This window comes from Winogradskyella sp., assembly GCF_013042245.1.
In the GTDB taxonomy this organism is placed as follows: domain Bacteria; phylum Bacteroidota; class Bacteroidia; order Flavobacteriales; family Flavobacteriaceae; genus Winogradskyella.
The window spans coordinates 1-19,838 of sequence record NZ_JABDQL010000013.1 but is presented as its reverse complement, the minus strand read 5'-3'; the positions used below and the strand labels follow the sequence as shown (position 1 = coordinate 19,838).

At 33.5% G+C, this 19,838-nt stretch carries 19 protein-coding genes; 5 read left to right on the top strand and 14 right to left on the bottom strand.

The window, feature by feature from the left end:
* Window positions 1-330: 330 nt before the first annotated feature.
* The gene (locus tag HKP48_RS00990) at window positions 331-792 is read right to left on the bottom strand and encodes a nuclear transport factor 2 family protein (protein WP_296341909.1); all 462 of its coding nucleotides are present in this window, start codon (window positions 790-792) and stop codon (window positions 331-333) included.
* Window positions 793-886: 94 nt separating this feature from the next.
* Here HKP48_RS00990 and panB point away from each other — a divergent pair, with 94 nt between their 5' ends.
* The 3 genes from panB to HKP48_RS00975 are packed head-to-tail and all read left to right on the top strand — an operon-like array spanning window position 887 to window position 2,821.
* Entirely contained in the window at window positions 887-1,705 is an 819-nt protein-coding gene (gene panB / locus HKP48_RS00985; RefSeq protein ID WP_296341907.1) for a 3-methyl-2-oxobutanoate hydroxymethyltransferase, read from the top strand.
* Window positions 1,706-1,744: 39 nt separating this feature from the next.
* Window positions 1,745-2,101: a four helix bundle protein gene (locus HKP48_RS00980; RefSeq protein WP_296341904.1), complete on the top strand. Its 357-nt coding sequence runs from the start codon at window positions 1,745-1,747 to the stop codon at window positions 2,099-2,101.
* Between the two features lie 9 nt (window positions 2,102-2,110).
* Window positions 2,111-2,821: an RluA family pseudouridine synthase gene (locus HKP48_RS00975; protein WP_296341903.1), complete on the top strand. Its 711-nt coding sequence runs from the start codon at window positions 2,111-2,113 to the stop codon at window positions 2,819-2,821.
* A gap of 1 nt (window position 2,822) precedes the next feature.
* On the opposite strand, the gene HKP48_RS00970 is transcribed toward HKP48_RS00975, so the two are convergent.
* The 11 genes from HKP48_RS00970 to tilS form a co-directional block, all read right to left on the bottom strand.
* The gene (locus HKP48_RS00970; RefSeq protein WP_296341901.1) at window positions 2,823-3,671 is read right to left on the bottom strand and encodes a biotin-dependent carboxyltransferase family protein; all 849 of its coding nucleotides are present in this window, start codon (window positions 3,669-3,671) and stop codon (window positions 2,823-2,825) included.
* Window positions 3,668-4,390: a 5-oxoprolinase subunit PxpB gene (pxpB, locus tag HKP48_RS00965; RefSeq protein ID WP_296341899.1), complete on the bottom strand. Its 723-nt coding sequence runs from the start codon at window positions 4,388-4,390 to the stop codon at window positions 3,668-3,670. Before pxpB ends, HKP48_RS00970 begins: the two co-directional genes overlap by 4 nt.
* A 6-nt stretch (window positions 4,391-4,396) precedes the next feature.
* On the bottom strand, window positions 4,397-5,140 hold the full coding sequence (gene pxpA, locus HKP48_RS00960) for a 5-oxoprolinase subunit PxpA (protein ID WP_296341897.1): 744 nt from the start codon (window positions 5,138-5,140) through the stop codon (window positions 4,397-4,399).
* Window positions 5,130-6,353 (bottom strand): Nramp family divalent metal transporter, encoded by a 1,224-nt coding sequence (locus tag HKP48_RS00955; RefSeq protein WP_296341895.1) that lies wholly within the window; start codon window positions 6,351-6,353, stop codon window positions 5,130-5,132. The genes pxpA and HKP48_RS00955 overlap by 11 nt, the downstream gene beginning before the upstream one ends.
* On the bottom strand, window positions 6,354-7,466 hold the full coding sequence (locus HKP48_RS00950) for a DUF2891 domain-containing protein (protein WP_296341893.1): 1,113 nt from the start codon (window positions 7,464-7,466) through the stop codon (window positions 6,354-6,356).
* Window positions 7,467-7,485: 19 nt separating this feature from the next.
* On the bottom strand, window positions 7,486-9,024 hold the full coding sequence (locus HKP48_RS00945; RefSeq protein ID WP_296341892.1) for a YifB family Mg chelatase-like AAA ATPase: 1,539 nt from the start codon (window positions 9,022-9,024) through the stop codon (window positions 7,486-7,488).
* A 142-nt stretch (window positions 9,025-9,166) separates the two neighbouring features.
* Window positions 9,167-9,349, bottom strand: coding sequence for a hypothetical protein (locus HKP48_RS00940; RefSeq protein WP_296341890.1), 183 nt, complete (start codon window positions 9,347-9,349; stop codon window positions 9,167-9,169).
* Window positions 9,339-10,310: an alpha/beta fold hydrolase gene (locus tag HKP48_RS00935; RefSeq protein WP_296341888.1), complete on the bottom strand. Its 972-nt coding sequence runs from the start codon at window positions 10,308-10,310 to the stop codon at window positions 9,339-9,341. Before HKP48_RS00935 ends, HKP48_RS00940 begins: the two co-directional genes overlap by 11 nt.
* A 143-nt stretch (window positions 10,311-10,453) precedes the next feature.
* Window positions 10,454-12,352, bottom strand: coding sequence for a CocE/NonD family hydrolase (locus HKP48_RS00930; RefSeq protein WP_296341886.1), 1,899 nt, complete (start codon window positions 12,350-12,352; stop codon window positions 10,454-10,456).
* A gap of 121 nt (window positions 12,353-12,473) precedes the next feature.
* On the bottom strand, window positions 12,474-14,096 hold the full coding sequence (gene ade / locus HKP48_RS00925) for an adenine deaminase (protein WP_296341883.1): 1,623 nt from the start codon (window positions 14,094-14,096) through the stop codon (window positions 12,474-12,476).
* Entirely contained in the window at window positions 14,093-15,430 is a 1,338-nt protein-coding gene (tilS, locus tag HKP48_RS00920; protein WP_296341882.1) for a tRNA lysidine(34) synthetase TilS, read from the bottom strand. The genes ade and tilS overlap by 4 nt, the downstream gene beginning before the upstream one ends.
* A 121-nt stretch (window positions 15,431-15,551) precedes the next feature.
* Between tilS and HKP48_RS00915 the strand changes: the two genes are divergently transcribed.
* Window positions 15,552-16,241, top strand: a complete 690-nt coding sequence (locus HKP48_RS00915) for a hypothetical protein (RefSeq protein WP_296341879.1) — start codon at window positions 15,552-15,554, stop codon at window positions 16,239-16,241.
* Between the two features lie 29 nt (window positions 16,242-16,270).
* Here the strand turns inward: HKP48_RS00915 and HKP48_RS00910 are convergent, their stop codons facing one another.
* A complete protein-coding gene (locus tag HKP48_RS00910; RefSeq protein WP_296341877.1) occupies window positions 16,271-17,581 on the bottom strand; it encodes an anthranilate synthase component I family protein in 1,311 nt (436 codons plus the stop codon).
* 115 nt (window positions 17,582-17,696) lie between these two features.
* Between HKP48_RS00910 and HKP48_RS00905 the strand changes: the two genes are divergently transcribed.
* Complete coding sequence (locus HKP48_RS00905; RefSeq protein ID WP_296341876.1) at window positions 17,697-19,052, top strand: DEAD/DEAH box helicase; 1,356 nt, start codon at window positions 17,697-17,699, stop codon at window positions 19,050-19,052.
* 48 nt (window positions 19,053-19,100) lie between these two features.
* On the opposite strand, the gene HKP48_RS00900 is transcribed toward HKP48_RS00905, so the two are convergent.
* Window positions 19,101-19,508 (bottom strand): DUF2721 domain-containing protein, encoded by a 408-nt coding sequence (locus HKP48_RS00900; protein ID WP_296341875.1) that lies wholly within the window; start codon window positions 19,506-19,508, stop codon window positions 19,101-19,103.
* Window positions 19,509-19,838 lie beyond the last annotated feature (330 nt).

Genomic DNA, 19,838 nt, shown 5'->3' with positions numbered 1-19,838 from the left:
ACTTGAGCGGATTAAGAATAATAATCAACGCCTAAAGGAGTTTGCATTATATGCCATTACAGGGCAATCCGCTTGGGAATTATGGAGAACAAGTACTAATTCAGTCATATATTAGAATATAGCCTTTATGATTAAAAAAGGATAATCAATAAAAATAATTAGTATTAAAAAGCCTGAAACTATTTTCAGGCTTTTTAATACTAAGTACAAAGAAACTTCTGAAGGCGGCCTAGCCGTTAGTGTTAATTTGACAGATTGTTAATCTTTAAATTAATTAGATATTTAGACCAATTATATTAAATAACTTGTTTAGGTCTAATGGCTAAGATTCTAACTACCACAACTTTTCTTTCGACGGGTGTCAACTAGGTAAATGATTTTCCAACTACTATCTTCTTTTACAAGCTGGAAAGAATTAACGCCACAATGACTAAAATTTCCATCAAACCAAAACTCATAAGGTGTCCAGGCATTTGCCATATGGCCATCAACCTTTATATCAAATCCTAATAATTTTTCTTCGAAGGTTTTGTCTTTAGGAATTTCGGCTATATTTTTTACAAATCCGTAATAATCATTTTCACTTAATTGTGTTTTTTGTTCCTTTGTTACTGATATAGATTGCATTTTTATGTTGCCTTTAGCCATAGTTTTTAGCTTAACTGTATCTTGCTTATGAAAGGCTTCAAAAAAATCTATAATAGTTTGCTTTACAAATTCTTCTTCAGATGATTGACTAAAACTTATAGTAAAAACCAGAAGTGTCATTGTTGTTAAAAGATACTTTTTCATGGTCACGAAATTTATTCAAATTTGTATTTCGATTGAAAGTTAAACAAAAGTTTAGCAAAACTCATTATTTTTACCATTCACAAACAACAATTATATGTCTGTAGCTAAAAAGGAATATAAACGAATAACAGTAAAGACCTTAGTCGATATGAAGTCTAAGGGCGAAAAAATATCAATGCTTACGGCTTACGATTATACCATGGCAAAAATCGTAGACGGCGCTGGTATCGATGTTATTTTGGTTGGCGATTCTGCAAGTAATGTCATGGCTGGCCACGAAACCACTTTACCAATTACTTTAGACCAAATGATTTATCACGCCTCTTCAGTGGTGAGAGCTATTGAACGCTCTTTGGTTGTTGTTGATTTACCCTTTGGAACGTACCAAAGTGATCCAAAAGAAGCCTTGCGTTCTGCGATTCGTATTATGAAAGAATCTGGAGGACATGCGGTAAAATTAGAAGGTGGAAAAGAAATTAAAGATTCTATTAAGCGTATTCTAAATGCTGGAATTCCTGTTATGGGACATTTGGGTTTAACGCCTCAATCTATATACAAATTTGGAACATATACTGTAAGAGCAAAAGAAGAACAAGAAGCGCAACAACTTAAAGAAGATGCATTAATGCTCGAAAAAACAGGTTGTTTTGCAATTGTTTTAGAAAAAATACCTGCCGCTTTAGCTAAAGAAGTAGCAGCGAGTGTTTCCATTCCGGTAATTGGTATTGGTGCTGGCGATGGTGTTGATGGACAAGTTTTAGTATTACATGATATGATTGGAATGACACACGAATTTAATCCTCGTTTTCTACGTCGGTATATGAATCTTTATGATGATATGACTAATGCCATTGGTCAATATGTAAAAGATGTAAAGTCGCAGAATTTCCCGAATGAGAAGGAACAATATTAATTTAGACAGTTAGACTTTTAGATAACTAGACTTACTTAGATGACTCATAAGTTTAAAGAATTACAAATTTGGAAACGAGGTAGAATATTTTGTTCTGAAATTTACAAGATAACTTATGCTTTTCCTGATTCTGAGAGATTCGGCATAACCAATCAATTAAGAAGAGCTTCTGTATCGATTCCTTCGAATATAGCCGAAGGATCATCTAGAAAATCTAACAAAGGTTTTGTGAGATCCTTAAAAATAGCTATTGGGTCTGCATATGAAATTGAAACACAACTACTAATTGCTTCAGACTTAAAGTTTATTGAACATAATCAATTGAATCCAATAATATCTGAATTAGATGAAATTATAAAGATGATTTCTAAATTTAAATCAACCCTAAGCATCTAATCTATCTAAATGTCTAACAAATCTGACCCATCTAAAAGGTCTAACAAATCTAATCTCCAAGTTCTTTACGAAGACAACCACATAATTGTCGTTAACAAACGATCGGGAGATATTGTGCAGGGAGACAAGACTGGCGACAAACCTTTAAGCGATGTTGTAAAGGAATACATAGCTGAGAAATACAACAAACCAGGCAATGTATATTTGGGCGTTGTACATCGTTTAGACCGTCCAACAACTGGAATAGTCCTATTTGCTAAAACAAGTAAAGCTTTACCGCGATTGAATAAATTATTTGCCAATAAAAAAGCCAATAAAACCTACTGGGCTTTAGTTAAAAATGCACCGCCAAAACAACAAGACACATTGGTACACTGGCTAAGAAAAAATCCAAAAAACAATAAATCAACGGCATTTAAAAAAGAAGTTAGAAACAGTAAAAAAGCCATTCTACATTACGAAGTCATAAAATCGTTAGATAACTTTCATTTATTAGAAATTAACCTAGAAACTGGTCGACACCATCAAATCCGAGTACAATTGTCTAATATTGGTAGTCCAATTAAAGGGGATTTAAAATACGGTTTCGACCGAAGTAATAAAGACGGGAGTATTAGTCTTCATGCAAGACAACTAGAGTTTATACACCCTGTAAAAAAGGAACCTATAAGCATTGTAGCGCCACTACCAAAAGACCCTGTTTGGGATGCTTGTCTCTAATCTATTCTTTTAGTCTAAACGAGATACTATCACGCTCTTTTTTTTGAGCCAATAAATTTATTGAAGCCTCACTAAGCTGTAATACACGAGGATATCCACCTGTTGTTTGACAATCTCTCATTAAAACAATTAACTTTCCTGAAGGCGTTAACTGCACAGTTCCTGGTAAAACAGGTCCTGTTAATATGGAATTTAAATCGTTTTCAAAATTTGGACAGAGTTGGTACGCCATTCTATTATAAAGCTTAGAGACTTTAAGTTTCGAATTTAATAGTTTCTTTTGTTCTGTATATGAAAGCAAATCAAACTCTGGACCTTTAAAAACATTTAAAACTGAAATTGAGAAATCGTAAGATTTTAATTTAGAATATTGAGGGTTTTTAAGTATACTAGATGAAAATGAATCTATACTCAAAATCTCATTCGCTTTAATGACATGGTATTTGGTTATTCCATAATAATAACTCTTACTACCTAAAACTATCTCCGTTTTAAAACCACCTTTAACTGCCAAATAACAGTGTAGTCCATTTGTTACAGCTCCAAAACTTAAAATATCTCCAGTATTTACAGCTATAGCTTTATTATTCACTTGAGGGATATCATTTAATTTGGGAGACATATTAGCACCAGAGATTACTATGAACGTAGCTGCATGGAATTTCAATTTAGCACCTATCATAATCATTTCTAAAACTGCCGCTTTAATTGAATTATCCAAAAGGGCATTTCCTAAATCAGAAGCATTTTTATCCATTACACCACTAATAGGGACACCAAGTTCTCGATAACCAAAACGACCAGCATCCTGGATTGACGAGTGCATACCTGATTTTAAAACCTCAATCATGATATCGTTTTTATTTGATAAGAATTGTTTTTTACTTCTTCATAAATAGAAACGTATTCCTCTCTTAAAATGCTTTTAAATTTTACTTTATCTCCTGCTTTTGCGAAACAAGGGTTTTGTTTTTCTATTTGAAAAAAATCTATTGGAGAATTGCCAATAATATGCCATCCTCCAGGACTATTTTTTGGATAGATTCCTGTCTGATTTCCACCAATACCAACGGCACCTTTTTTTATATTTAAATTCGGTATGGATTTACGATTAATATATAAGGATTTATCCAAGCCACCTAGGTATAAAAACCCGGGTAAAAAACCAACAAAATACACAGTGTAGATTGGTCTTGAGTGTCTTTTAATAATTTCAGAAATCGACAGCTTTTTTTCTTCAGCTAAATGTTCTAAATCAAAACCAAACGCTTCGTCGTAACAAACTGGGATTTCCCATGTTGTCCCGAAAAAGTCTTCTTGGGTCTCAGACCTAGAATATAGAGATTTTAACATCGAAATTTCATCATTGATATTATCAATAGTGAAATTATAAATTACTAATATTGAATTATATGTAATTATTATCTCAAGTTTTACTTTACTATAGTAATTTTTCAGTTTTATTTTATAGTTAAGTATATTCTTTAATATATTTTCGTCAATTATTTGAGGCCATTCAATCAAAATTGAACGCTCTCCATAACGCTTATATTTTAAATCATAACTCAAGATATACTAAGAAATTTCAATATTATTATGCTTTAAATTTTTGTACAAATACTTCAATATTTCTTGAGCATTTTTAGTATCACCATGCACACAAATAGAGTCAATAAAAAGGGCTACTTCTACTCCACCTAAGGTCTTTACTTTTTGATTAAAAATCATATTAAAAACATGACTAAAAACATCTTCTTTTTTTGTTATTAAAGCATTGTTTTTTTGACGTGAAACCAAAGATAAATCTTGGTTGTAATTTCTGTCTGCAAAACCTTCAAAAACAACCTCAATAAGCTTAGATTTTGCCACTTCTGAAATAACCGATTTTGGTGGTACATAAAGCTTCAACTTTTCAGAATATGAATTTAAAACTTCTATTATAATCGTAGCGGTAGTTTCATCTTTGGCTGCTAAATTGTAGAGTGCACCATGAGGTTTAACATGATGTAATTTCAAGTTTTCAGATTTTACGATTTTAAGCAAATCATCAATTTGAGATTTTAAACTTTTAAACAAATCTTGATGAGACATCGCCATTTCTTTACGTCCAAAGTTGACCTTATCTGGAAAGGATGGATGTGCTCCAACTTTTAGATTGTACTTTTTTGCCAATTGCACGACTTCTTTCATTGTATAAAAATCGCCAGCATGACCACCACAAGCAATATTACAAGACGAGAGATAAGGCATTAATAAGGCTTCGTTTCCCATACCTTCTCCTATATCTGCGTTAATATCTATTTTTAATTTAGATGACATTAAAGACTTTTAAAATTGTTTTAGCACCGAGAAACAAAGTTATTCCCAAAATAATAAACCCAAATACGTTTTGAAGATTAGAATTTTTGTATTTCCCTAAAACAGAAGATTTATTCATAATCCAGATTAAAATTCCTACAATAACAGGGAGCAATAAGCCATTAGCAACTTGAGCAAATTTTATAATTTCTATAGATTTAAATCCTATTGACGAAAATCCAACCCCTAAAAAAAGTATAAATACCCATACTGTCCTAAACTTTTTAGACTTAAGGTTATTCTGCCAACCAAAGCACCCAGAAGCAACATAAGCTGCAGCTAAAGGTGCTGTAATGGCGCTTGTAATTCCTGCTGAAAATAAACCAATAGCCAAAAAATACTTAGCAAAATCTCCAAACAAAGGTTGCAAACCTAAGGCCAAATCAGCTGCATTATTAATCTCCTGAAATGGTACTGTAGAAGCTGTAATAATAATACAAATAGAAACTACGCCACCAAGAATAACAGCAATTACGGTGTCTTTTCTAGCATAAGCCAAATCTTCTTTTGATTTCCATTTCGTTTTTGCTAGAGACGCATGCAAGAAAATATTATATGGCACAACCGTTGTCCCTATTAGTCCAATAATTGTGAGTATACTTTTTTCAGGAAATTTTGGAACTAACATTCCAGTTACTACCTCAAGAACATTAGGCTTTGTAATAATTGCTGTAACTAAAAAAGCTAAACTCATCAAAATTACCATAAAAACCAAAGCCTTTTCAATGACTTTATAGTTTCCTATATACAATACGGCAAAAGCTATACTTCCTATGATTATTGGCCAAACGTCTATCTCACGACCTAAAATATATAATTCAGTAGAGCCAAAAAGAGCTTTAACTCCCAAAGCACCCCCTGAAATATTCCCAGCTTCATAGGCCGCGTTACCAATAACTATTGCAGATAAGATTAAAACTAATACGATGGATTTTATAAATGGACTTTTTATTTCTTCTCGAATAACCTTAGATAGCCCTTTTTGCGTCACTACACCTAACCTTGCTGACATCTCCTGTAAAACAATAGTAGCTATAACCGACAACATCATTGCCCAAAGCAAGGCATAGCCAAAATTGACACCAGCCAAAGTACAAAGTGTCACTGTTCCTGGTCCAATAAATGCTGCAGCAACCAATGGTCCTGGACCGATGTTTTTAAGGAATTTAATCATTTAACGCTCAATAGAGTTTAAAGCATAAATTGCAAAACTACCAAGCCAATGTCCTCCTTCGTAACTATCGTCAACGATACTAGGCAAAGAATTGTTTATGTGTTTATTAGCAACGTTGCGTAAATGTTGATATTCTGGCAAATCTTGAGCGATGTAATTTAAACTCCAAGCGCGTGAAAAGTTTACGCCATCTAAATGGACTAATTTTCCATCAGTTCTGTCGGAAACTCTGCCAGCTTCAAGATTAAAAGATTTGTCCTTTAATTGTGGTAAAAATTCAGCAAACCAAGTCTTAAATTCCTCTTGAGGCAAAATTCGCTTCATTAAAGCCGCTTCTTCTAGGCATGGCGATAAAAAATCGAAACCACTTGGCTCCCATTTTAGTGGACAACCAGCATCATCTAAATAAAAGTCTTTAGCTCGTTTTTTTATTAAAAACTTTAAGTTTTCATCATTTACAGTTACAGCATAATCATAAGCAAAGCTCAGTCCAAATGCAGTATTTGGGTGCTCTCCAACACGAATTGGATAATTCAATTTTGGGAGAAACTCCATATATTTTGAAACGATTAAATCTGTTAATGGTTGTAGGTTATTTTCAAGTTCGCGAGCAATATCATTATTCCATTGATGTAATTCTTCGGTAAGTTTTAATAGCCATGCCCAACCATAAGTGCGCTCAAAAGACTTGTTATTCTTATCATCAAAATAAGCAACTTCTTTTATAATATTTTCTTTAGAAATACTATTTAGCAACCAAGCTTCAGCCTCATTACGTCGTTCTAAATCTGGAAACTGACGTAGTAAACTCAACAAACTCCAATGACCATGGACTGCAGAATGCCAGTCGAAACAGCCATAAAACGTAGGATGTAATTCTTTTGGAGTTTTTAAATCATCTGCACTGCCTAGGGTTTGCCCTAATTTGTATGGATACTCTGTACCAACGCATGCTAAAGGTAAATTTGCTAGACTATTAGCATCGTTAAGATTTAATGTAGGTGTGTTTGCAATGGTAACTTCGTTTAATTCTGTAGACTTCCTTCCAACCGCGTTTTGGTCTTTACAATTCAACAAAAAAAGAAAGATAAGAATGAGATAAGCGTATTTCATAAATAATTTGTTTTTAGTCTTAGCCTAACCAACCATCACGGTCTAAGCTTCTATATTGTATAGCTTCACTAATGTGATTACCAGATAAATTTTCGGCTCTTTCCAAATCAGCAATAGTGCGAGCGACTTTTAATATTCTGTCGTAAGCTCGCGCTGAAAGATTTAAACGCTCCATTGCAGATTTTAAAAGCTGAAGTGAAGCGTTATCTAATTTACAATGTTTTCGTATTTGCTTGGTATTCATTTGCGCATTGTAATGCATATTTTCGAATTCTGAAAAGCGCTCCGTTTGAAGTTCTCGTGCTTTCGTCACGCGTTCTCTAATTTCTACTGAAGATTCTCCTTTACGTTCCTCAGATAGCTTCTCAAATGGTACTGGAGTCACTTCAATATGAATATCGATTCTATCTAATAATGGTCCAGAAATCTTGCCCATGTAACGCTGCATTTCTGCTGGACTTGATGTTATAGGTGCATCTGGGTCATTAAAAAATCCGCTCGGACTTGGATTCATACTTGCGACTAACATAAAACTACTTGGATACGTTACCGTAAATTTCGCACGTGAAATTGTCACTTCTCTATCTTCCAAAGGTTGTCGCATGACTTCTAAAACTTCACGCTTAAATTCTGGTAATTCGTCTAAAAATAAAACGCCATTATGTGATAAGGATATTTCACCTGGTTGTGGATAACTTCCGCCGCCGACAAGCGCAACGTTTGAAATGGTATGATGGGGCGAACGAAACGGTCGTTGCGCCATTAATCCTGCGTGTGCTTTTACGCGACCAACTACAGAATGAATCTTTGTCGTTTCCAAGGCTTCATGTAAAGTCATTGGCGGTAAAATAGAAGGTAGTCGCTTAGCCAACATCGTTTTACCAGAACCTGGAGGACCAATTAAAATAATATTATGTCCGCCAGCAGCGGCGATTTCCATACAGCGTTTAATGCTTTCTTGACCTTTAACATCTGCAAAATCAAATTCTGGAAAATTAAGACTTTTATTAAATTCTGCTCTTGTGTCGATTATAGTTTGTTCTAAATCTTCGCCTTTGTCAAAATAATTGATGACTTGTGTGATATTATCGACACCAAAAACTTTTAAATCATTAACAATTGCGGCTTCTTTAGCATTTTGGCTTGGCAGAATAAAACCTTTAAAACCTTCTTCTCGTGCTTTTACGGCTATTGGTAAGGCACCTTTTATAGGCTGCAAACTACCATCGAGTGACAATTCGCCCATGATTAAATAATCCTCTAAATCCTCTGCTTTAATTTGGTTTGATGCCGTAAGAATACCGATAGCCAAAGTTAAATCATAAGCTGAACCTTCTTTACGCAAATCGGCTGGCGCCATATTTATGGTAATCTTTTTGCCTGGTATTCTAAAACCGTTATTCTGAAGTGCGGCTGCAATACGGTAGTTACTTTCTTTTATAGCATTATCTGGTAACCCTACCAAGTGATAACCAACACCTTTATCTACATTAACCTCAACGGTTATGGTTGAAGCTTCAACACCAAAAACGGCACTTGCGAAAACTTTTTTGAGCATGGATTTTAATTTGTTTTTCTAAATGTAGGATTATTGGACTAAATAAACAAAATAAAACATTTACTCATAAACTATTATCCTCCGTAAAACTGTATATCCTTAAAGTGTAATAATCAGAATATATCTGTCATTTCGAGCGTGGTCAAAACAACACCCAATTATTATCTGACGCTAATCGCATTGAGTCTTTCTTAAAATACATTTCTACATATCCATATTCAGGATTATAGGAACTAAAACCACCTTCTAATTTGTTTTCGTTTTCACAATTAAGAACAAACAATGACAATAAAGCTATTATTGAATAATTCAACTTATTTTTCATAGGATATACTTTCTACAAACTCCAAAGCCCGTTTCTCATTATAATAAAACTCTCCGTTTTGTATAAAACCAACATGACCGCCATATTTGGGCATTTCTAAATGTAGGTTTGGATTTTCTTTAGCTTCTTTTACTGGATAACATTCTGGCGATAAAAACGAATCATTAAGTGCATTAATTAGCAATGAAGGTACTTTGATGTTTGGTAAAAACTGTAAACTACTCGCCTTTTCGTAATAATCAAAAGCATCTTTAAAACCATGCGCTTTTGATGTATATACATGGTCAAAATCGATTAATGTTTTTATAAGTTTATAATCTGAAACTGAAATATTTTTTGGAAAATCTCTGAGTTTCGGTTTGAGTTTTTGCTTTAAATGGTCTAAAAAGCGAATGGCATAAGCTCTATTTTTTAGGCTTAATAATTCATCACAAGAACCTTTTAAATCACAAGGCGATGAAATAGCTATGACTGCTTTAAGTTGTTTTGGTAATTCTCGATTTTCGCCAGCATATTTCAACGCCATATTTGCACCAAGACTGATCCCTTTGATATAAATTTCATCATACTTATGTAATGAAACGATATGCTTAACAACGTTATCTAAATCTTCAGTTGCACCAGAATGATAACTGCGATATAACAAATTAGGTTCGCCACTACAACCCCTAAAATTTACGGCACAAGCATCAATTTCATTCTGGTTAAATAGCTTAGCAGCGCCAGTTAAATATGGGCGTTGTGCGTGACCTTCTAAGCCATGTAAAAGTATAATCACTTTTCGGCTTTTAGTTTCAGAATAACTCCAGTCTAAATCTAAAAAATCGGTGTCTGGTAATATGATGCGTTCGCGAGTTTGCTCTACATCTTTTACGCGACGTCCTAATCCTGAAAATACAGTAGAGACAAAACCACTCTTAGCCCAAAAGAGTGGTTTGTAGGTAGATTCTATTATCGGCATGGGTTAAGTTTACTTTTCAATTTTCTCTGTTCTAATGATTTTTGGTTTTTTTAGTAAAACTAAAAATTGTATCCAGAATTTTTCTTGCTTCTGGATACAATTTCTTATTCTTCGAAATCGAAGTAACATTTTATTTAATTTTTCTATTTCAGAATTGTAAACTCAATTGATGAATCATTGAAAACTTTATGTGTTTGTACTTTAAAGTCTTCCTCTTTGGCTTTGAAGATATTATCTACATACGTTTGTGGATTAGCATCAATATAAGGAAAGAATGTACTTTGCACTTGCACTTGTATTTTGTGTCCTTTTTTAAAGGTATGAAATACATCTTGCAACTTTAAGTTAACTGGAGTTTTTTGGTTTGGCACAAATGGCTCAGGATTTGTCATGCTGTTTCTAAAACGTCCACGGATTACTTCACTACGCACCAACATATGGTAGTTGCTAAGTTTTAAATGGTCTTGAACATCATCTGTATTTTCAGTATCCGCAGGAAAAACATCTATAACTTTCACGATCCAATCGGCCGCTGTTCCTGTAGTCGAAACATTTAATTTTGAAAGAATATCGCCAGCTAAAGTAACATCATTCTCTAAAATTTCAGTTTCAAAAGTCAAAACATCAGGGCGTCGTGACGCAAAACGCTGATCATCCGTCATAAACTTACGTGGTGTAAAAACGACTTTGATATCTTCGGAATAGGGTACCGGTTTCCTAGGGTTACTAATAAAATCTGAAGTGGCAATATTTCGTAAAGCTAGTTTTGTTAAACGCTCGTCTGGCTGCATAAACCAACTTTGCTTCATTGTATTTTTTGGTGGCCATTGCTCAAAAGATTGCCATTCCTTTTTACCTGTGTCAAACATATGAGCTTCGGCTAATCCTGTTTCGCCATTAGCTTCACCTTTTAGGAAATGATTAAAAAATTTAGTTTCAATATTCTTCTGGAAATAATCTGAAATTCCATCGCCGAAATGCATATTTCCTATCACTTGTCTATCTCTATTTCGCGCCCAATCGCCATGACTCCAAGGTCCAAAAACTATGGTATTATAGTTATCACTATTCTTTTCTATACTTTTATACGTATTATATGGTCCGTATAAATCTTCAGCATCAAACTGTCCTCCGACAACCATAACCGCAGGTTTAATATCTTTTAAATGCTGTATAATTCCGCGTTTTTGCCAGAAATCATTATAGGTGACGTTTTCTTCAATTTGCGTCATAAACACATTTTTTTCGTCATAATAATCATCTAATTTACTTAAAGGTGTATTGTCAATAAAAAACTGGTATTGGTCTTCTGTTCCGATATTCGGAAACTCGTACCATGCTTCTTTGGTTGGTGTATCTTTCATGTAACCAAAAACCGAAGTCGCTCTCCAATAACTCAATAAAAATGCTCCATTATGAATAAAATCATCAAAGAAAAAATCACCAATACATGCCTGAGGTGATACTGCTTTTAATGCAGGGTGCGAGTCTAATAAAGAATATGTGGCATAAAAACCTGGATACGAAATTCCGTATGTGCCAACGTTGCCATTGGTATTCTCAACGTTATTTACTAACCATTCAATAGTATCGTAAGTATCACTAGCTTCGTCGACTTGATTACCAGTTTTATTTGGAATATAAGCACGCATATTATCGTAAACACCTTCACTATTCCAACGTCCACGAACATCTTGATAGACCATAATATTACCTTCTTCCATAAGGTACTTGTTTGGTCCAATTTTAGATTTAAACTCATTTTCGCCATAAGGTCTACAACTGTAAGGTGTACGCATCATCAATATTGGGTATGTCTTTGAGGTATCTTTTGGGCTGTAAATGGTTGTATGTAGTTTAATACCATCACGCATTACTATCATTACTTCCTTTTTATTATAATTGTCCTTAGCGTAAGTATCTACTGAAGTCGTTACTTTGTTAGCTTCAGTCTCAGCTTCTTTGACATTGATGTTTTGTGTGTCTTTGCAACCTAAAATAAAGATTGAAAACACAACTACTCGAAAAAGATTTTTAATCATGGTGGTTGATTTTATTTGAAGTCTAAAGATAATTTTTTCTCTACACAAAAGTTTGAATGAAATGTTAAGGTAATTTAGACCTATTAGATTCTTAGACTTTTAGATTTATTAGCCTTAAGTATTATTCAATTTCTAATGGCGTAAACTGAAACGTTTTTCCATCAAACAATCCTTTATCTCCTAATTTTAAAGCTGGAATAACGAGCAATGCCATAAAAGACAAACTCATATAAGGCGCACGGAGCTTACTGCCCATTTTTTTTGACATTTGATCTAACTCTGCATAAGCTTTACCAATAGTTTCTGCATTTTGGTCGCTCATAATTCCTGCGACTGGTAGTGGTACTATTTTCTCTATTTGGTCTGAAACAGCACATATTCCACCTTTATTATCTATTAAAAGGTTAACTGCTTTACAAATTGCTTCGTCTGAAACGCCTACAGCAATAATATTATGAGAATCATGACCAACAGACGAAGCTATTGCACCTTTTTTTAATCCGAAATTCTTGATAAATGCAATTGAGGGTTTATCATTTTTATACCTATTGACAACCGTCATTTTAAGAATATCACTTTCAGTATTGGAAACTAAATTCCCTTTTTCTATAGTTGACATTTCGATAATTTCATTGGTTACCAATTCGCCATCTAAACACTCGATAACTCTGATTTGTTTTGATTTGGAATTGAATTGAAAATCTGAAAGTTGTTTCTTTTCTGTATTGAAAGTATTTAAAATTTCGAAATTGACATGTTTAATTTTTGATACTCCATTATCGAATACCAATTCGCCATTAATGTAAGTTTGAAGAGTTTCAAATACTTTTAAATCCTTAACTACAATACAATCAGCAACATCTCCTACATTTAACGAACCAACGCTAAGATTGTAATGATTTACGGGGTTAATACAGGCCACTTTCAAAATTTTAAAAATGTCAATTCCTTTTTCAACTGCTCGCGCACAAAGCTGATTAATGTGACCTAATAATAAATCGTCTGGATGCTTATCATCGCTACAAAACATCATGTTTTCAAAATGCTCTGGTAATAAATCTATTAAGGCTTCAAAATTTTTGGCAGCACTACCCTCACGGATAATGACTTTCATGCCTTTTTGAAGTTTTTCTAATCCTTCTTCATAAGTAAAACATTCATGGTCGGTTGAAATTCCTGCTGAAATGTATTTGGTTAAATCTTCACCTCTAACATCTGGTGCATGACCATCAACTGGTTTACCATATTTTTTTGCCCATTCAATTTTTTTGTGGACTTCATCATCATCGAAAATCACTCCGGGATAATTCATCATCTCAGCGAGATACTTAATATCCGGATTTGCCATCAAGGTTCTTATAGCTTCTGAGTCTATAATAGCACCAGCGGATTCAAATGGTGTAGCTGGCACACAACTTGGTGCTCCAAAATTGAATTTAAATGGTGTTTGTTTTCCATTTTCAATCATAAACTCCACACCTTTTATTCCAAGCACATTAGCAATTTCGTGTGGGTCAGAAACTGTAGCTACTGTGCCGTGCTTAACCGCAATTTTAGCAAACTCTGAAGGCACGAGCATAGAACTTTCAATATGAATATGCGCATCTACAAAACCAGGCAAGATATAATGATTTTCATCGCAATCTTTCTCGATTATGGATTTTATTTTTCCGTTTTCAATATGGACTTCGCCTTTGAAAATGTTGCGATTTTTTATGTTTACTATATTTCCCTTTAATATCAATACAATTCTATTTTTAAAATATTTTTAGATTTTTCATTTGCAATAAAACGCTCATCAGCACGTCTTCCAATTACCCAAATAGTTTTATTTTCTGAAGTTAAAACCCAAGTATTTTCTTTTTCTGATGGTTTTAGTTTTTCATCTTTAAGGTATTTACTGACTTTCTTTTTGCCTTTCATTCCGCTTGGGTGAAAAATATCTTCTTTTTTCCAAAGTCTTAATTTTAATGGGAATTTGAGTTTTTCTTTGTCTATAAAAATTGTATTCTTTGTTGGTTTTAAAAGGTTTGAAACTTTCTCGAATTTTAGATTTCCGATTGGTGTTTCAAATAAAGCGTCTGAACTTTCGATTTGATGCTTCGACATACTCAGCGTAACGTTCTCTTTCTTATTTGGTCTATCAACTAAATCTGAAAGTATGAGCAACTTACGATGTTTGGTTAACTTATATGCGTTTGATGTTACATATTTACCAGTTTCAGCATCTAAAAGGTTAACCACATTATTCCATTCCGTAAAGCCATAATCTTTAAACATCTCAAACAGATATGCTTTTGAATTATTTACTTTTTTGAATTCTGAGACCTTGTAACTTACGCCACTTTCGTTTATATCTACAATAGCGCGTTTAGCAACTGCATTGAGGCTTTCTTCAACAATATCTGCTGTGTCATTTAAGTTTTCTAACATATTCTGAAAGCTATCTAGCAACTGAGGGTTAATCTCCTTTAAGATTGGAATAACCTCATGACGGAGTTTATTTCTTAAATATTTTCTACTCGAATTACTACTATCTTCTCGCCATTTAATATTCTGGTCTTTGGCATAATCCTCAACTTGTTCTCTTGAAAAAGGTAATAATGGACGAACAATATTTTCATTAATCGTCGGAATTCCTGTTAAACCATTGATGCCTGTTCCTCTTGTAAAATTAATAAGAAATGTTTCAAGATTATCATCGGCTTGATGTGCGGTTAGAATATAATCGAACTCTAATTGCTCTGCTAAATCATTAAACCAATCATAACGCAATTCGCGCGCTGCCATTTGGATAGAACATTTGTTTTCTTTGGCATAAGCCTCAGTATCAAAACGCTGAATAAAAGCTTCAACATTTAACTCCTCGGAAAGTTCCAAAACAAAATCTTCGTCGGTATCACTTTCTTTTCCTCTTAAATTAAAATTACAATGTGCTAATACAAAATTTAAGTCAAATTGGTTACATAAATGAGCTAAAACGACACTGTCTATTCCGCCTGAAATTGCGATAACTAATCTTGTGTTTTTTAGAAAACTTAAGTTTGATTTTATATGTGTTGAAAACAAATCTAACATAGCGTAAATATACAATAATGGAAAATGTTAATAATTGAAGAATTTGAATTTAAAATGACAATTGTCATAGTAATATTTTAATGTTATAAGTAGCTTTAAAGAAATAATTAAAACTTTGGTTATGAGCACTTTTAAAGAACTATCATCAAAATCTGCAAAAACTGCCTTTGACAAAAAGATGCTTTCTGTAGTACAACATTTACACCCCTATGTAAAACATAGAATTTACATTTCTGAAACTACTGGTATTATCCCTAAAAATATGTATTCGTCTAATGGAATTATTGATGAATGTGTTATTGAATTGTACAGCAAAGGATTTAACATCGAAGCTGAAAGAAATGAAGTGAAACTCGAATTATTTAAGCTCGTAGACAACTATATGAACGCTCTTTTTAAAAAGGAAGCCTATCATAAAAATACGATAAGTACAGATACTATTTTACAAGATGAGATGTCTAAACTTAGTGAGGACTATACTATTGATGCTGATTTGGACTTAGTATTAAACACAGAATTGAATGACATATCTTACCATCAAGACCATAACAACCATTTGTACCTGTATGAAGATAAAGAAACGTCAATTTTAAAAGCATTTGAGCTTGAAGATTTATCACCATCTGAATCTCCTAAGGTGTTTGGTCGCTTTTACAGTTGGCTACCTATAAATATTTCTAATATCGTAGATTTATACATTTTTGGAAATCTAGATTTCGACGCTATCGCGAAGATTAAAAATATTGAAACCTCAAGAGTTGAATTAATTTTTGAGAAAGTAAAGAAAAGTTTTAGAACGCATCTGGAATAAAGAAATGTAGAGGTTTACTGACCAAGAAACTATCCCTCTAAAACCTCACGCATTGCCTTAGCTTTAATCAAACATTCCTCGTACTCACGGAACGGGTGACTTTTGGCTGTAATAGCACTACCTACAGAATACGATACATATTTCTTACTTTGGTTGTAGAGAATACTTCTAATAATAACATTAAAATCGAAATTACCATTGGGCTCAAAATAACCAACTGTACCCGAATACAGTCCGCGTTTAGTCTCCTCCAAGTCATCAATAATTTTCATTGCGGAGATTTTAGGCGCGCCAGTCATGCTACCCATTGGGAATGTTGTTCTTAATAATTCTGCTGGACTTGTATCTTCAGAGACCTCAGAAACTACGGTAGAAATCATTTGGTGCACTTGCATAAACGAATAAACTTTACACAATTCTTCAACCTTAACGCTTCCTTTTTTGGCAGTATGCGACAGGTCGTTACGCACCAAGTCTACAATCATTATATTTTCACTAAGCTCTTTTTCGTCTAGAGCTAAGGCTTTGGCAAGTTGTTGGTCTTTAGCTTGATTTGTTGAGCGTTTTGCAGTTCCCTTTATGGGTTGTGAAATGACTTTATTTCCTTCTTTTTTAATATAACGTTCTGGTGATGCAGACATTAAGTATTTGTCTTCTGCCTTAAGGAATGTGGCAAATGGAGGCTTTGAAATTTTATTAAGTTTACAATAAACGTCTAAAGGTCTAATTTCTGTGTCTTCAGTATAGAATTCCTGACAAAAATTTGCTTCGTAAATGTCGCCACGATGAATGTGTGCGAGCATTTGATTAACTTTATTGAAGTAATCATCTTTGTGGATACGGAGCTTAATCTTGATAGATTCGTTAGATTCGTTAGATTCGTTAGATTCTTGGATTTTTAGATTTTTAGATTTCTGGATATCTTGTAAATCATCATCAATCTCATCATCAACCATTCGTAAGTATTGTATTTCAACTGTATTACCTTCAATTAAAAAGATTTTTTTAGGCTGAAAGAAATATAAATCAGGAAACTTTAATCCATCAAAATTAGTAGACTTCAAGTCTTCGATAGTATTCTTTAAATCGTAAGTGAGGTAGCCAAAAATCCAGTCCTTGGTTATAGACTGGTATTCATTTAGTTTTTCGAACGCATCAAAATAATCCGTCTTCAAACTTGTAAATGCATCAATAGCTAGGATTGCATCGTAATTACCATATTTCTCTTTGTGGTTGTTAGAATCTAACCACAGCACATCATCATAGTATTGCGCCCAACACAATAATTGCTCTTTGAAATTTTTAATAGATTTTGGCTGAAAATGCTGTATTGTTCTCAATAGAAATATAATTGAAACAAAAATATTGAAATAAAGCTTTAATACCTACAAGGTTTCATAAAGCTTATAAGATTGCTAAATATGAAACTGTATCTTTGTGCGATAAAACAAAACAGTGGATTTTAGAGATTTAAACTTAAACACGCCATTACATAATGCCTTAGACGATTTAGGCTTTACAACACCTACGCCAATACAGGCAGAATCGTTTAGTGTCGTTGCTTCAGGAAAAGATGTGGTTGGTATTGCGCAAACAGGAACAGGAAAAACATTCGCCTATATGTTGCCTATTCTAAGAAATCTCAAATATTCGCGACAAGAAAATCCACGTGTTCTAATTTTGGTGCCAACACGAGAATTGGTTGTACAAGTCGTCAATGAAATCGAAAAATTGTCTAAATACATTAATAATCGTGTACTTGGTGTTTATGGTGGTACAAATATTAATACTCAAAAACAGGCTATTGCACAAGGCCTAGATATCTTAGTAGCAACACCAGGACGCTTATACGATTTGGCTGTGAGTCGTGTTTTACAGCTAAAATCAATTCAGAAATTAGTGATTGATGAAGTTGATGTCATGCTAGACTTAGGCTTTAGGCACCAACTAATGAATATCTTTGACATTCTGCCACCGCGGCGACAGAATATCATGTTTTCGGCCACGATGACGACTGATGTAGATGAATTAATTACTGACTTTTTTATAAATCCGACTAAAATTTCTATTGCCGTTTCAGGAACACCTCTAGAAAATATTAAACAGACACGCTACAACGTGCCTAATTTTTATACAAAAGTTAATCTTTTAGAAGATTTGCTTCAAGATAAAGAGACCTTTTCACGAGTACTAATTTTTGTAGCTTATAAACGAATGGCAGATCGTTTATTTGACAAGCTCGAAGAACTGTTTCCTTCTGAAACATGTGTTATCCATTCTAACAAAACACAGAATTATAGATTACGTAGTATTGAGCAATTTAGAGAAGGCAAAAACAGATTGCTAGTTGCTACAGACGTTATGGCTCGTGGTTTAGATATCGACGATGTTTCGCATGTTATCAATTTTGATACGCCAGATTTTCCAGAAAATTACATGCACCGCATTGGTCGTACTGGTCGTGCAGAACGTAAAGGACAATCTATTTTATTATCTACAGCAAAAGAACAAGATTCAAGAGAACGTATTGAAGCGTTAATGCAGATGCAAATTGAAACTATTGAAATCCCTGAATCTGTTGAGATTTCTAAAGAACTGATTGAAGAGGAACGCGATGTCATCAAAGAACGCTACAATCCTACAAAACGCAGAGATGAAGATGCACCTGGACCTGCGTTTCATGAAAAAAGTGAGAAAAACAAAAAAGTAAATCTTGGCGGTAGTTACCGTATAGAAATTGCAAAAAAATACAAGAAGCCTAAAACTCGTGGTGACAAAAATTACAATAAGCGTAATAAGAAGAAAAAGTAATTTTAATACAATAGTTCTCGACTCCTCTCGAACTAACAGTTACTTTATTTATCTTTTTTTTAAATCATCTTCGATATCCCTTAAATGGTTGTTCAAGGCCTTTGCAGAGATTTGTATTTCCCAAATCAAAAAGGCTAATGATAACAGCAGAAGTAACAAGCCTAAACCAAACACATATACAGCTTGTAGATGATAATCGATATAAATCAAAAACATGGTTAGTACACAAAGTAATAAGCTTGTAATGCCAGAGATTTGCATGTAACGTGTTAGGTCTAAACGTAGCTTTAGATTTTTGATTTGTTTAATCAAAGATTCTTCTTTGCGTTTTAAATATTCGTCTCTTAGATTTCTAATCACTGATGCATAAGCCAAAAAACGATTGGTGTACGCTAACATAATTAATGAAATTGCCGAAAACAAAAGTGCTGGTGTGGTTAGTGTTAGTTCATCCAATATTTTAATATTAACGCATTATAAATTAATCCAATATTTTTTTGGCACGCCATTCTAGATCTTCAATATCATTTTTTTTATGAAAATGATTTTTTCCATATTTAAAATCATAATAGTGTGTTGCTATACGGCTGCTTTATCATGGTATTTTTTTACAAATATATAAATAGTATTCAAGAGCTTCCATTAACCTAATAGCTAATGCAGGGCAAAATCATACTTTTAAATTTAATATTTTGAGCAAATAGTCTTCATTCCACCCAGCTTCAAGCCTTTTGCTTTTCATAGATAGTTTTTTAGAATGTTCATTCTTCAATAGGTTTAAAGCAA